At 71.7% G+C, this 13,529-nt stretch carries 16 protein-coding genes; 5 read left to right on the top strand and 11 right to left on the bottom strand.

The window, feature by feature from the left end; all coding sequences use genetic code 11:
• Positions 1-260: 260 nt before the first annotated feature.
• The gene (locus tag JDV09_RS23615; protein ID WP_221371576.1) at positions 261-1,616 is read left to right on the top strand and encodes a hypothetical protein; all 1,356 of its coding nucleotides are present in this window, start codon (positions 261-263) and stop codon (positions 1,614-1,616) included.
• Here JDV09_RS23615 and JDV09_RS23610 read toward each other — a convergent pair.
• From JDV09_RS23610 to JDV09_RS23590, 5 genes are read right to left on the bottom strand one after another with little or no spacing between them, the layout of a single operon-like run.
• The gene (locus tag JDV09_RS23610; RefSeq protein ID WP_221371575.1) at positions 1,545-2,009 is read right to left on the bottom strand and encodes a hypothetical protein; all 465 of its coding nucleotides are present in this window, start codon (positions 2,007-2,009) and stop codon (positions 1,545-1,547) included. The genes JDV09_RS23615 and JDV09_RS23610 overlap by 72 nt on opposite strands.
• The gene (locus JDV09_RS23605; RefSeq protein WP_221371574.1) at positions 2,006-3,112 is read right to left on the bottom strand and encodes a molybdopterin-dependent oxidoreductase; all 1,107 of its coding nucleotides are present in this window, start codon (positions 3,110-3,112) and stop codon (positions 2,006-2,008) included. Before JDV09_RS23605 ends, JDV09_RS23610 begins: the two co-directional genes overlap by 4 nt.
• Entirely contained in the window at positions 3,109-3,738 is a 630-nt protein-coding gene (locus JDV09_RS23600) for a methyltransferase domain-containing protein (protein ID WP_221371573.1), read from the bottom strand. Before JDV09_RS23600 ends, JDV09_RS23605 begins: the two co-directional genes overlap by 4 nt.
• On the bottom strand, positions 3,738-4,403 hold the full coding sequence (locus tag JDV09_RS23595; RefSeq protein ID WP_221371572.1) for a TIGR04282 family arsenosugar biosynthesis glycosyltransferase: 666 nt from the start codon (positions 4,401-4,403) through the stop codon (positions 3,738-3,740). Before JDV09_RS23595 ends, JDV09_RS23600 begins: the two co-directional genes overlap by 1 nt.
• A complete protein-coding gene (locus JDV09_RS23590; protein WP_221371571.1) occupies positions 4,400-5,056 on the bottom strand; it encodes a glycosyltransferase family 2 protein in 657 nt (218 codons plus the stop codon). Before JDV09_RS23590 ends, JDV09_RS23595 begins: the two co-directional genes overlap by 4 nt.
• A 102-nt stretch (positions 5,057-5,158) precedes the next feature.
• Between JDV09_RS23590 and JDV09_RS23585 the strand changes: the two genes are divergently transcribed.
• On the top strand, positions 5,159-5,851 hold the full coding sequence (locus JDV09_RS23585; RefSeq protein ID WP_221371570.1) for a response regulator transcription factor: 693 nt from the start codon (positions 5,159-5,161) through the stop codon (positions 5,849-5,851).
• Positions 5,852-5,853: 2 nt separating this feature from the next.
• Positions 5,854-6,879, top strand: a complete 1,026-nt coding sequence (locus JDV09_RS23580) for a sensor histidine kinase (RefSeq protein WP_221371569.1) — start codon at positions 5,854-5,856, stop codon at positions 6,877-6,879.
• Positions 6,880-6,896: 17 nt separating this feature from the next.
• Here JDV09_RS23580 and JDV09_RS23575 read toward each other — a convergent pair whose 3' ends face one another.
• From JDV09_RS23575 to JDV09_RS23565, 3 genes are read right to left on the bottom strand one after another with little or no spacing between them, the layout of a single operon-like run.
• Positions 6,897-8,024 (bottom strand): NAD(P)H-dependent flavin oxidoreductase, encoded by a 1,128-nt coding sequence (locus JDV09_RS23575; RefSeq protein ID WP_221371568.1) that lies wholly within the window; start codon positions 8,022-8,024, stop codon positions 6,897-6,899.
• Between the two features lie 24 nt (positions 8,025-8,048).
• The gene (locus JDV09_RS23570; RefSeq protein WP_221371567.1) at positions 8,049-9,104 is read right to left on the bottom strand and encodes an NAD-dependent epimerase/dehydratase family protein; all 1,056 of its coding nucleotides are present in this window, start codon (positions 9,102-9,104) and stop codon (positions 8,049-8,051) included.
• On the bottom strand, positions 9,101-9,934 hold the full coding sequence (locus JDV09_RS23565) for an S-methyl-5'-thioadenosine phosphorylase (RefSeq protein WP_221371566.1): 834 nt from the start codon (positions 9,932-9,934) through the stop codon (positions 9,101-9,103). Before JDV09_RS23565 ends, JDV09_RS23570 begins: the two co-directional genes overlap by 4 nt.
• Before the next feature lie 25 nt (positions 9,935-9,959).
• On the opposite strand from JDV09_RS23565, the gene JDV09_RS23560 reads away from it, so the two are divergent.
• Positions 9,960-10,829 carry a 1,4-dihydroxy-2-naphthoate polyprenyltransferase gene (locus tag JDV09_RS23560; protein ID WP_221371565.1) on the top strand — a complete coding sequence of 290 codons (870 nt, stop codon included), beginning with the start codon at positions 9,960-9,962 and terminating at the stop codon, positions 10,827-10,829.
• 8 nt (positions 10,830-10,837) lie between these two features.
• On the opposite strand, the gene JDV09_RS23555 is transcribed toward JDV09_RS23560, so the two are convergent.
• Positions 10,838-11,170, bottom strand: a complete 333-nt coding sequence (locus JDV09_RS23555; RefSeq protein WP_221371564.1) for a DUF4229 domain-containing protein — start codon at positions 11,168-11,170, stop codon at positions 10,838-10,840.
• Between the two features lie 48 nt (positions 11,171-11,218).
• On the opposite strand from JDV09_RS23555, the gene JDV09_RS23550 reads away from it, so the two are divergent.
• Positions 11,219-11,383 carry a hypothetical protein gene (locus JDV09_RS23550; RefSeq protein ID WP_221371563.1) on the top strand — a complete coding sequence of 55 codons (165 nt, stop codon included), beginning with the start codon at positions 11,219-11,221 and terminating at the stop codon, positions 11,381-11,383.
• On the opposite strand, the gene JDV09_RS23545 is transcribed toward JDV09_RS23550, so the two are convergent.
• Both JDV09_RS23545 and ccsB read right to left on the bottom strand, forming a co-directional pair.
• On the bottom strand, positions 11,352-12,461 hold the full coding sequence (locus JDV09_RS23545) for a MinD/ParA family ATP-binding protein (RefSeq protein WP_221371577.1): 1,110 nt from the start codon (positions 12,459-12,461) through the stop codon (positions 11,352-11,354). The genes JDV09_RS23550 and JDV09_RS23545 overlap by 32 nt on opposite strands.
• Before the next feature lie 61 nt (positions 12,462-12,522).
• Entirely contained in the window at positions 12,523-13,512 is a 990-nt protein-coding gene (gene ccsB / locus JDV09_RS23540; RefSeq protein WP_221371562.1) for a c-type cytochrome biogenesis protein CcsB, read from the bottom strand.
• Between the last annotated feature and the right edge of the window lie 17 nt (positions 13,513-13,529).

The raw sequence follows: 13,529 nt of genomic DNA, 5'->3' as shown, positions 1-13,529 counted from the left end.
CTCCGGCACGACATCCCTTCAGCACTTACGGTGAACCCACAACCGGCCGGGGCACGATCTCGCCATAGGACTCGAGGTCCAGCGCGCGCAAGTACTCACCGACCAGCCGCTCACAATCAGCGTCGCGCGACAAGGCCTCCAAACCCGGCAACGAAACACCGATCAAGACCCATTAGTGCGCGCGACGGCACAGCGCGCCGCGGCGTGTCGCGCACAAACCCGCGCGCTCGCGGAGAAGGAACACTCGCGGAGAAGGAACAATGGGGCGCATGCGCAGGGAGGCGGTCGCGGTCGGCGGCGCGGCGGTGCTGGTGGTTGCGGCGTTCGTGGTGCCGCACCTCGGCCTCGGCATCGTCACCCCACTGATCAACTCCTCCCCGGCCCGCTTCCACAGCTTCGCCGACACCGCCCCGATCTTCGGCTGGTGGAACGCCCACGTCGGGCCCGGCACGATCCCGGCGATCGTCCTGGGTGCCGCCGCCGTGTGGTGGGGGCCGGCCCTGGCCCGGCGCCTGCCGTGGCGGGCGCTGCCGTGGGTGTCCTGGGCGGTGTCGTGCGCGTGGGCGTTCAGCCTGGCCATGATCGACGGCTGGCAGCGCGGCTTCGCCGGCCGGCTGACCGCCCGCCACGAGTACCTGCGCCAGGTGCCCTCGATCGACGACATCGGCGAGGCGGTGCGCACGTTCTCCGGCCGGATCCTGGATTTCCAGCCGGACTCGTGGATCACCCACGTCTCCGGCCACCCACCCGGCGCGCTGCTCACCTTCGTCTGGCTGGACCGCATCGGGCTCGGCGGCGGCGCCTGGGCCGCGCTGCTGTGCGTGCTGGCCGGCTCCAGCATCGCGGCGGCGATCGTCGTCGCGGTGCGGGCCCTGGTCGACGAGGACGCCGCCCGCACGGCCGCCCCGTTCGCGGCGGTCGCGCCGACCGCCATCTGGATCGCGGTGTCCGCCGACGGCTACTTCGCCGGGGTCGCGGCGTGGGGCATCACCCTGCTCGCGCTGGCGGTCACCGGAACGGGCCGGGTCCCGGTGCTGTCCGCCGCGGCCGCCGGGCTGCTGCTGGGCTGGGGCATCTTCCTCAACTACGGGCTGGCCCTGATGGCGCTGCCGGCGGCCGCGGTGCTGCTCAGCGCCCCGGGTTGGCGCGCCGCGCTGACCGCGTTGATTCCGGCCGTGCTCGCGGCGTCGGCGGTCGCCGTCGTGTTCGTCGTCGCCGGGTTCTGGTGGTTCGACGGCTATCTGCTGGTGCAGGAGCGCTACTGGCAGGGGATCGCCAACGACCGGCCGTTCCAGTACTGGGGTTGGGCCAACCTGGCGTCGGTGGTGTGCGCCATCGGGCTGGGCAGCGTCGCGGGCCTGTCCCGGGTGTTCGACGTCGCGGCCCTGCGGCGCCGGTCCGGGCTGCATCTGCTGGTGCTCGGTGCGCTGGCGGCCATCCTGCTCGCCGACCTGTCGCGGCTGAGCAAGGCCGAGACCGAACGGATCTGGTTGCCGTTCACCGTGTGGCTGGTCGCCTCGACCGCGCTGCTGCCCCGGCCGTGGCTACGGTGGTGGTTGTCGCTCAACGTCATCGGTGCGCTCGCGCTCAACAGCTTGATCCTGACCAACTGGTAGCAGCCGGGTCAGCAGGTAGTACAGCGGCACACACGCCCACACGATGCCCAGCGCAATCCAGAAGCCCGTCGGGTAGTCGCGGTTGAGCACCGTCGGATTGTCCGGACGCATGCCGGGCCTGCCGTACACCGGGATCGCCAGCGCCACCAGCACCACGCTGCACAGCGCCGCGATCGCGACCGGGGACAGCCACCGGGCCGGGATCAGCCGGCGCCCGGCCAGGCCCGCCGCCGCGCACAGTGGCGCGAAGACGAAGTCGTGCACCACCACACCGACGGCCGCCCACACCGCGATCCGCAGCAACACCGTCGGCGAGTTGTCCCACAGCAGCAGCGCCCCGTAGCCGACACCGGCGACGCCGGCCAGCACGCACAGCACCCGCGCCGCGGTCATCCGGCCACCTCGATACGGGTCAGCCATTTCGTCTGCAGCACACCGGGTCTGGTCGGGGCGATCAGCCGGCACGGATAGCCGTGGTCCAAGGCCAACGGTTCCCCGTTGAGCCGCAACGCGATCAGCGTCTTCGCGTCGCGGACGTGCCGGGCCGGCAACACCGTGCGCGAGTACGGCCCCGGGCGTTCCAGCGAGATCATCCGGACATCGGAGTCCGGTGGAGCATCGACGGCGGCCAGCAGGTCGGTCAGCACCACGCCGGTCCAGTCGGCGTCGGCGCTCCACCCCTCCACGCACGCGATCGGCAGCCGGTGGGTGGCCTGCGGCATCGCCGCGAGCTCGGCGAGGGTGAAAGCCTTGGTCCGGTCGCCGCGGGTGACGGTCAACCGGTAGTCCGGGGACCGCGCCGCGCCGATGACGCCCGCTGCGATCGCCGAGCGGTTCACCGGAACACCCTGCGGCCCTTCACCGGTGCGCGGCGCGAGCACCGACACCCGGCGCAGCGCCGGGATGGTCTGGCCTGCGGTCACCACCGTGGCCAGCGCGACGGCCAGCCAGGTGCCGCGCAGTACGGTGCGCCGTGACGGCACCGGGAGCTCACCGCGGGGTGCGCCGTCGAGCGGTTCGCCCAGGGCCGCGCGGATGACCGGCAGCTTGACCCCGATGTGCACCAGCACGGCGCCGATCGCGACATACGACATCGCGTAATGGCTTGTGGTGAAGAAGAATCTGAACGCGTACCACTGGGCGATGTTGAGCACGCCGGTGCTGAGCTGGAACAGCATCGATGCCACCAGGACCAGGATCGACAGCCGCTCGAGCTGGCGGACCAGCCCGCCGATCACCGGACGCTCGAACAGCTTGGGCCACACCGACCACAGCTTGACCAGCACCAGCGGGATGGCCGCGATCCCCGAGATCACATGCAGCCCCTGGGTGAACCGGTAGAGCCACACCGGCCGGGTGGGCCAGAAGAACCACGGCTGGGGATGCTGGATGAAGTGCGAGATCAGGCCGGTGAGGAAGCAGACCGCGATCACGATGCCCAGCACCGTGCCGACCCGCGCGGTGACGGCGGTGCCGCGCGGTGACGCGGTCGTCACAGCGCCACCAGGCTCGCGACGACCCGCCGGCCGATGGGGTGCACGCCGGCCACGGCCAGGCCGACCTGGGCGGCCAGCACGGGCGCGTAGTCGATGCCGACCGACGCCCAGCGGAACCACGGCCCGATCGTGCTGACCGACTCCAGCCGCACCCATCCCACCTTGACCCCTGTTGTCGCCGAGTCGAACTCGGCCAGGCAGCGACCACCGCTGCGCAGCAGCTCGGCGGCCCGGCGCAGGATCCGGTCCGGGTCGCCGCCCAGCCCGACGTTGCCGTCGGCGAGCAGCACCGTGTGCCAGCGCCCGGTCCCCGGCAGCGGCTCGAACACGTCGCGGCGCAACGCGGGCGCTCCGCTGCGCCGGGCCAGTTCCACCGCCGTGGCCGACACGTCCACACCCAGCGCCGGCACCCCGCGGGCCACCAGGTGCGCGACGAGACGGCCCGGACCGCACCCCAGATCGATCGTCGGCCCGTCGCACATGCCGATCACCGCATGGTCGAAGTGGGCGTCGGAGCCGCGACCGCCGAGCCAGTTGTGCACGGGCAGCCGGCTGACTGTGCCGTCGTCGTGGCGGATCCAGCAGCGTTCGCCGTGCAGCGCGCGGTCGTAGAGCTGTCCGAACATCAGGCCTCCACCATCGACGTCGCACGGGCGAACCGGGATCCGGGCGGACACGCCCGCCGCACCTCGGCGATGTCGTCGATCGTGTCGACGTCGGCGAGTTCACACATCAGTTCCACATCGAGGCCGGTGTGCCGCAACGCCGTCAGCGTTACAGCCCCGGTGTCGGGGGCCGACATCGGCACGTCGCGCAGGCACCCCGCGCTCGCGGCGTCGGTGACCCCGAGGATCCACCAGCCGCCGTCGCAGGCCATGCCCAACACCGTCCCGCGATCGACGAGGGCCTCGGCGCACCGGCCGATCAGCTCGGCGCTGACCTGCGGCGTGTCCATTCCGATCTGCAGGACCGGCAGTCCTCCGGTGGCCACGGCGGTGTCGGCGTGCGCGTTGGCCAGCCGGGCGGCGAAATCGTCACCGCGCTGCTCGAGGACGGTGAATTCGCTTAGCCGGGAACGGATCTCGGCGCCGCGGGCGGCGTCGCCGAGATCACCGGTCATCGCGACGACCCTTGCCGCCACCGGAGCGCCGGCCACCGCGTCCAGGGTGTCCAACAGGGCCGCCGCGGCGATGTCGGCGGCTGCCGCGTCACCGAGGCTGGCGGCCAGCCGGGTCTTGGCCAGGCCGGGCACCGGCGCCTTGGCCACCACCAGCACGCTGACGCCGATCACGAGATCACCCGCCAGAAGTCGTAGGCGGCGATCGCACTGCCACGGACCGAGCCGCTGACCTTCGACGTGCCCCCGGTGCGCGGGCCGTAGGCGACATCGCGCTCGGTGACCGACCAGCCCGCCTGGGCGGCCCGCACCAGCAACTCGAGGGGATAGCCCGACCTGCGGTCGGCGACGCCCAGCCCCAGCAGCGCCTCCCGGCGCGCCACCCGCATCGGGGCGATGTCGTGCACCTGCAGGCCGTGCCGGGTTCGCAGCCGCCAGCACACCGCCGCGGTGCCCAGCCGGGCGTGCCACGGCCACGTCAGCCCGGGCACCGGGCGGCGCCGCCCGATCGCCAGGTCCGCGCCGCGCTCGACGTCGTCGACCAGGCCGGGCAGCTCCCCGGGGTCCAACGACCCGTCGGCGTCGAGCACGGCCACGATCGGTGTCGCCGCGGCCAGCACGCCCGCATGCACCGCCGACCCGTAGCCCGGCCGGCTCTCGGCGACCACGTCGGCGCCGTGCGCGCGCGCCACGTCGGCCGTGCCGTCGGTGCTGTTGTTGTCGACCACCAGGGCCCGGTACCCGCCGGGCAGTGCCGCCAACACACCCGGCAACGACGCCGCCTCGTCCAGACAGGGCAACACCACCGTCACCGGACAGGCACCCATACCGGTTCACGGTATTGCAGGCGGGCCCGTCACGCGAGGGCCAAGGCTGACAATTCGGTGACATAGGCGCAGGTCGGAGCCATACCCCGGTAACCTCGTACGGTGACCCGGGTCCTGATCGCCGATGACGACGACGTCGTGCGCGACGTCGTGCGGCGCTACCTCGAACGCGACGGCCACGACGTGGCGACCGCCCACGACGGCACCGAGGCGCTTCGGCTGCTCAGCTCGCAACACATCGACGTCGCGGTGCTCGACGTGATGATGCCGGGTCCCGACGGCCTGTCGTTGTGCATGAACCTGCGCCGGGGCGCCGACTACACCGTCCCGGTGATCCTGCTGACCGCGCTCGGCGAGGAGGACGACCGGATCGCCGGGCTGGAGGCCGGCGCCGATGACTACCTGACCAAGCCGTTCAGCCCCCGCGAGCTGGCGCTGCGGGTCCGTTCGGTGCTGCGCCGTTCGCCCGCGTCGGCCGGCGTGCTGCCCCAGGACATCGTCTCCGGCGACCTTGCGGTGTCCACCGCGTCGCATTCGGTCACCGTGGCCGGCAGGCCGGTCAACCTGACCAACCGCGAGTTCGACCTGCTGGTGTTCTTCCTGACCCACGCCGACACCTTGTTCACCCGCGAGGACCTGCTCAAGCGGGTGTGGCGGTGGGACTTCGGCGACCTGTCGACCGTGACGGTGCACGTCAAACGGCTCCGCTCCAAGCTCGGTGAGCACCATCGCATCCAGACCGTGTGGGGCCGCGGCTACCTGTGGGCGGCCGGCGCGCCGGGACCCGGGCGGTGAGGATGCCCACCGCCGACTTCTGGGAGATCGTCGGCCTGGCCCTGGCCTGCTCGGTGCCCGTCGTGCTGGCCGGCGCGCTGGTGATCCGGCTGGCCCGGTCGTGGTCGCTGGCGGTGAGCATGGTGGCGCTGGTGCTCATCCCGCTGCTGGCGACGTTCACCGGGGTGCTGGGCGCGAGCGGGTTCATGATCACCGAGACGTTCGAGCGCACCGCGGTCGTGCTGGTGATCGTGTCGATCGTGACGATTCCGGCCGCCGTCATGCTGGGCCACTACCAGGCGAGACGCACCGTGTGGGAGGCCGAGATCCGCGACTCCGAGCGCGCCGCCGAACAGTCCCGCAGGCGGCTGGTCGCGTTCGTCAGCCACGACCTGCGCACCCCGCTGGCCGGCATCCGTGCGGTATCTGAGGCGATCGCCGACGGCGTGGTGCCCCCCGACGAGGTGAAGGTGCACGCCAAGCACATCGAGCACGAATCGATCCGGCTCTCGGAGATGGTCGACGACCTGTTCGAGATGTCGAAGATCAACGCCGGCGCGCTGACCCCGTCGTTCGACCGGGTGGCGCTCGACGAGGTGGTCGACGACGTGCTGGCCGCGCACCGGATCGCGGCCGAACGCGCCGGTGTTGCGCTGCGGGCCAACCTGCCCGACGCACCGGTGCGGGTGGTCGGCAGCGACCGCGCGCTGGTCCGGGTGCTGTCGAACCTGGTCGCCAACGCCATCGCGCACACCCCGGAGGGCGGCAGCGTGGAACTGGCTCTGGGCGCCGATGAGAACAGCGCGTGGGCCCGCGTCGACGACACCGGCGTGGGCATCGACGAGGCCGATCTGCCCCGGGTGTTCGACGTCGCCTACCGAGGGTCGAACAGCCGGGTGCCGCGTGCCGATTCGTCGCTGCCCAGCGGGTCCGGGCTGGGCCTGGCCATCGCGGCCGGGCTGGTGCAGGCGCACCGCGGCACACTGTCGGCACACAACCTGCCCACCGGCGCCCGCTTCGAGGTCAGGCTGCCGCTCGCCACCGACTGACCGGTGTCCGCGGGGACTCAGCCGGGCAGCGAGTTGTTCAGCCGCTCGGTGGCGGCCAGGTAGTCCTCGATGAACTCGCGCACCACCTCGCGGGCCGGCTTCACCTGGTTCATCAGGCCGACACCCTGTCCGACGAAGTAGGTGGCCAGCGCCTGGGCGCCCTCGTGCCCCTGGCCGGCCAGCACGTCGATGCGGCGGATCACCGGCTCGCACAGCATCGACTGCAGCGGCAGCCCGAGCGGCTGCTGTCCGCCCTCGGCCGGGGCCCACGCGTCGGTCCAGTCCGACACCAGCTGCCGCGACGGCTTTCCGGTGCGCCCCGCCGAGCGCACGGTGTCGCGGGACGTGGCGGCCAGCATCTTGGCCACCGTGTGCGGTGCGGTCTCGGCCTCCTCGGTGGTCAGCCACACCGAACCGGTCCACGCCCCGGCCGCGCCGATGGCGACCATGCCGGCCATCTGCCGCCCGGTGACGATGCCGCCGGCGGCCAGCACCGGGATCGAGCTGCCCGCCTCGGCAATGGCTTGGACCACCTCGGGCACCACGACCAGCGTGCTGACCTCGCCGCAGTGCCCGCCCGCCTCGGTGCCCTGCGCGACGATCAGGTCCACACCGGCGGCCACCTGCTTGACGGCGTGCTCCTTGGCGCCGACGAGGGCGGCCACCGGGATGCCGCGCTCTCGTCCCGCCTCGATCATGTAGGCCGGCGGCACCCCGAGCGCGTTGGCGATCAGCTTGACCGGGTGCGTCAGCGCGACGTCGAGCAGCTTACGGCCGGTGTCGCCGGACAGCGAGGAGCCGCCGAGCCGCCGGCCCGGCTCGGGCTCGATGTCGTGAGCGCGCAGCAGGTCGTCGACCAGATCGCGGTAACTCTGCGGAATCCGGTCGGCCAGGTCGCCGCGGGACAGCTTCTCCCCCTTGCCCTCGAACTTCGCCGGAACGATGAGGTCCACCCCGTAGGGCCTGCCCGCGACGGCCTCGTCGATCCAGGCGAGTTCCTGGTCCAGCTGCTCCGGGCTGTAGGCGGTCGCACCGAGCACGCCGAATCCGCCCGCATTGGTCACAGCGGCCACCACGTCGCGACAGTGACTGAACGCGAAGAGCGGAAAATCGATACCGAACTGCTCGCACAGGGCCGACGTCATGAGGCCAGTATCACTTGACGGGTGTCAAGACGATGATCCCGCCCCCCGCAACGGCGCCGTGGCGAACTCCCGCAGCCCGTCTGCGGGATCGATCGCCGCCCGGAATCCGAGGCGCTGCGCCGCCCTGGCCGGGTCGGCGACGATGTGCCGGACGTCGCCGCTGCGGTACTGGCCGGTGACCACCGGCGCCGGAACTCCCAGGTCGGCCCGGGCCTCGCACAGCGCGGTGGCCACGTCGAGTATCGACACCGGCCGGCCCGAGCAGACGTTGAACGCGCCGAAGCCGTCGAGCCCCGACTCCACGGCCGCGACGTTGGCCGCCGCGACGTCGTCGACGTGGACGAAGTCGCGCATCTGCCCGCCGTCCTCGAACACCCTCGGTGCGTCGCCCGCCTCGAGGGAGGAACGGAAGATCGCCGCGACACCGGAGTACGGGGTGTCGCGCGGCATGCCCGGACCGTAGACGTTGTGGTAGCGCAGCGCCACCACCGACGCGCCCGACGATTCGGCCCAGGCCAGCGCGTAGTGCTCCTGGGCGACCTTGCTCGCGGCGTAGAGGCTGCGCGGCCGCAGCGGCGCGTCCTCGCCGACCAGCGCCCACCGGACCGGCTCGCCGCAGACGGGGCAGCGCTGGTCGAACACGCCGGCGTCCAGATCCGCCCGCCGGCGCGGGGCCGGGTCCACCGCGCCGTGCTCCGGACAGCGGAAGCGGCCCTGGCCGTAGACCACCATCGAGGAGGCCAGCACCAGGCGCCGGCACCCCGCGGCGAACATCTCGGCGAGCAGCACCGCCGTGCCGTAGTCGTTGTGCGACGCGTAGGACGGTGCGTCGGCCGCGTTCACCCCCGACCCGACCACGGCCGCCTGGTGGCAGACCACATCGACGCCGTCGAGCACCTCGGCCAGCGCGGACCCGTCGCGCACGTCCACATGGCGCACACCGGCCGGCAGCGGCGCATCCGGGCCATGTGCGGCGGGCAGCATCACGTCCACCGCGACCACGTCGTGGCCGGCATCTGCCAGCCCGGCCCGGATGCGGGTCCCAATGAATCCGGCCGCTCCGGTCAGCAGCACCCTCATGGCAGGTCGAACGGGAGCTCGACACCGTCGTGGGCCAGACAGTGCGTGCAGGCCCGGTCGGTGGACACCTGATCGATCGCCTCGTGCACCAGCTGCTTGAACGGCACCAAGTTGCGCTCGAACTCGGCGAACACGTCCACCGCGCGAACGCCCTGCCCCGATTCGATCCCGGCATCCAGATCGGTCACCAGAGCGATTGCCGCGTAGCACATCTCGAGCTCACGAGCGAGCACCGCCTCCGGGTAGCCGGTCATGTTGACCAGCCGGAAACCCTGACCGGCGAACCACTGGCTCTCCGCGCGGGTGGAGAACCGCGGACCCTGGATCACCACCATGGTGCCGCCGTCGATGACCCCGGGCAGACCGGCGGCGGCCGCCCGCAGCGTCGGGCAGTACGGGTCGGCGAACCCGACGTGGATGCCACCGGAGTCGAAATAGGTGTCCGGGCGCCCCGAGGTGCGGTCGATCAACTGGTCGGGCACCACCATCGCGCCCGGCCCCAGCTGCGGGTCCAGGCTGCCGACCGCGCACGGGCCGAAGATGCGCCGCACCCCCAGCGCGCGCAGCGCCCACATGTTGGCCCGGTAGGGCACGGTGTGCGGCGAGAATTCGTGCTTGAGGCCGTGCCGGGGCAGGAACGCCACCTCGTGCGCACCGACGCTGCCGACGGTGACCGGCGCGCTCGGGGGACCGTAGGGCGTGTCCAGACTGATCGAGCGGGCGTCGTCGCCGAAGAACGTGTAGAACCCGCTGCCGCCGATCACTCCCAACAACTGACCTCTCCTCACCGCTTTGCCGACCGTCGCCGACCACGCTCGTCCGTCCCCCATTCTGGGCCATGCCAGGATGGCGACCGTGGCCAGTTTTGCCCAATGGGTCGAAGGAGCGCGTCCCCGCACGCTGCCCAACGCCGTCGCGCCGGTCCTCGCCGGGACCGGCGCCGCGGCATGGCTGGGGGCTGCGTCGTGGTGGAAGGCGCTGCTCGCGCTGGTCGTCGCGATGGGCATGATCGTCGGCGTCAACTACGCCAACGACTACTCCGACGGCATCCGCGGCACCGACGACGAGCGGGCCGGACCGCTGCGGCTGGTCGGGTCCAGGCTGGCTGCGCCGCGCTCGGTGCTGACGGCGGCGATCGTCAGCCTGGGCACCGGTGCGGTGGCCGGCCTGGTGCTGGCCTGGTTCTCCGCACCCTGGCTGATCGTCGTGGGCGTGGCGTGCATCGCCGGCGCATGGCTCTACACCGGCGGCTCGAAACCGTACGGCTACTCCGGGTTCGGCGAGGTCGCGGTGTTCGTGTTCTTCGGCCTGGTGGCGGTGCTGGGCACCCAGTACACCCAGGCGCTGCGGGTCGACTGGGTCGGCGTGACGCTGGCCGTGGCGACCGGATGTCTGTCCTCGGCGGTGTTGGTGGCCAACAATCTGCGCGACATCCCGACCGACGCACAGTCGGGCAAGATCACCCTGGCGGTCCGGCTCGGCGACGGGCGGACCCGGGTGTTGTTCGGCGCCCTGCTGGTGATCGCGTTCGTGTTGACGCTGGCGCTGGTGCCGGCGAACCCGTGGTGCGCAGCCGGACTGGTGGCGCTCCCGCTGGCGTTGCGCGCCGCGGCCCCGGTCAGGCGCGGGTCCGGTGGCCGGGACCTGATCCCGGTGCTGCGCGACACCGGCCTGACGATGCTGGTGTGGTCGGTGGCGGTGTCGCTGGCGCTGGTGTTCGGCTGACAGGGCCGTCAGCCCTCGGCGGAACCGCCCTGCTCGTCGCCGGCGGCGGCGTCACCGCGCAGCCGGGCCTGCAACTGATCGCGGTCCCGGCGACGGCGGGCGTCCAGCGCCGCGATGCTCGCGGTGGCGCGGCGCCGCAGCGGAGCGAAGACCCACATGCCGAGCGGCAACGCGATCACGATGGCGAACAGCAACGCCATCACGACCGGGAACTCCCCCACCCCGAGCAGATGGCCGGCCCCCAGGATCACCGCGGTCACGACCGCCACCAGCGCCAGCCGCGCGGCGACGTAGGCGATCACGTCGACCAGCAGGCGAGATCCCGGCCTTTCATCAGACACGGTCAGAGCTTACCGACGGCGCGTATATTGACAGGAAGGAGGTTTTGAGTGGCGTATTTGCTCCTGATGCTCGTCTTGGCCGCATTGGTCTATGTCGGCTGGCGAGTGACCCGGATGACCGCGAACCGGCCGCGCACCCGGGTGATCGGGCCTGACGACGATCCGGAATTCCTGCAGCGCATCAACCCTCAGGACGATCAGCCGCGGTCCTGACCGCTCCGGGGAATCCGTCGGCGACCGCCGCCGCCAGTTCCAGCAGTGCCTCCCGGGTCGCCGGCCGCAGCCGCTCCATGTCGATCTCCGCACCCTCCTCCAGGTGGGGATCGAACGGCACCTGACACACCACGCGGCAACGGCGCGCGAAATGGTCGACGACCTTGGTCATGTCGACCTTGCCCGACCGCGGCCGCACCGCGTTGACCACCGCGATGGAGTTCTGCACCAGATCCTCGTGGCCGTGCGCATCGAGCCAGTCCAGCGTCGCCGAGGCGCTGCGTGCGCCGTCCACCGAGCCGGAGCTGACCACCACCAGCACATCGGCCCGCTCGATGACCGCAGACATCACCGAGTGCAGCATGCCGGTGCCACAGTCGGTCAGCACCACGCTGTAGAACTGCTCGAGCACGCCGAGCGCCTGGGTGTAGTCGGCCGAGCCGAAGGCCTCCGACACCGCCGGATCGCTCTCCGAGGCGAGCACCTCGAGCCGGCTCGGACCCATCGAGGTGTACCGGCGCACATCGGCGTAGGACGAGATGCCCTCGGCGTCGCGCAGCAGGTGGCGCACCGTGGCGGGGGTCTGCACCGGCACCTTCTGTGCGAGGGTTCCGCGATCGGGGTTGGCGTCCACCGCGACCACGCGGTCGCCGCCCCTGACACCGGCCAGCGTCGCCCCGAGCGAAGCGGTGATCGTGGTCTTGCCGACCCCACCCTTCTGCGACAGCATCGCGATCCGGTAGCACCCCCGCAGCGGACGCCGCGCCCGCTCGACCAAGCTGTTGTGCCGGAGCACCTTCGGGCTCTCACCCAGATCGATCAGCCGCGCCGACGCCAAATACAGCCACCTCCGCCAGCCCGCCGACGGTCCCCGTCCGGGCGTGCCGAGCAGCGCCGCGGTCGACAGATCGAATGCGGGCTTATCGGGCCCTTGCTGATCGGGCCCTTGCCGATCGGGCCGTTGCCGATCGGGCCGTTGCTGATCGGGCGCGGCGTCGTCGACGGCCGACCCGGCAACCGGCACCGCGGTTCCCGCCGGCGGGGTCGGTGCAGTCCACTCCCCGGGCAACTCGGCCATCGGATCGCTGAACCGCTGCTGCGCCCGGAACCCGCCCGGCAGATCTGTCAACGGCCGACCCTCAGCCGACACCGGCGTACGAGTGCAGGCCCACGGTCACCAGGTTGATGAAGAACAGGTTGAACACCATCGCGACGAACCCGACGACGTTGATCCACGCGGCCTTCTTGTCGCGCCAGCCGGCGGTGGAGCGGGCGTGCAGGTAAGCCGCGTAGACGACCCACGCGATGAACGACACCGTCTCCTTGGGGTCCCAGCCCCAGTAGCGCCCCCATGCCTCCTCGGCCCAGATGGCGCCGAAGATCACCCCGAAGCCGAACACCGGGAACGCGAAGATCGTTGTGCGGTAGGCGATCCGGTCCAGGGTCTGGGCATCGGGCAGCTTGGCCACGAACCGGCCCAGCGCGTCGCTGCGCCCGGGATCACCCAGCCGCGACATCTTCACCAGGAACAGGATGCTGGCCACACCGGCCACCAGGAACACCCCCGACCCCAGGCTGACCACCGAGACGTGGATCGGCAGCCAGTAGGACTGCAGCGCCGGCATCACCGGGGCCGCATGCGAATACAGCCACTTGCCCGACACGGTCAGCAGGATCAGCACCGGCAGCAGCACGAACACCCACAGCGCCCGGTACTGCGGGCGACGCAGCACCACCGCCGCGGCGACCAGCCCACAGAAGCAGGTCAGGTTGATGAACTCGTACATGTTGCCCCACGGCACCCGTGAGGTGGACAACCCGCGCAACACGATGCACGCGAGCAGCAACCCGATCCCGACGTAGACCAGGGCCAGCCCGGCCGCGCCCACCCGCTCGTCGAACGGGCGGCGGGGGGCGTCGAGCACCACGCCGGGGGTCGCGCTGTCGCTCCGCACGCCCGCCGTCGCACCCGCCGCGGCGCCGACCAGCTCCCGGGTCTCGACCTTGCGCCCGCGGCTGTAGGCCATCTCGACGGCGAGCAGCACCAGGGCACCCAGGAGTACCAGCACCGAGGACGTGAACGCCCAGTCCGAGTAGCGGGCCAGCCCGATGTCGATGGTCGTGCTCATGCGCGATCCGCTTCCTT

The sequence above is a fragment of the Mycolicibacterium xanthum genome (assembly GCF_019710635.1).
Classification (GTDB): Bacteria; Actinomycetota; Actinomycetes; order Mycobacteriales; family Mycobacteriaceae; genus Mycobacterium; species Mycobacterium xanthum.
The sequence above is the reverse complement of the archived record's forward strand: the minus strand, read 5'-3'. Positions and strand labels throughout refer to the sequence as shown.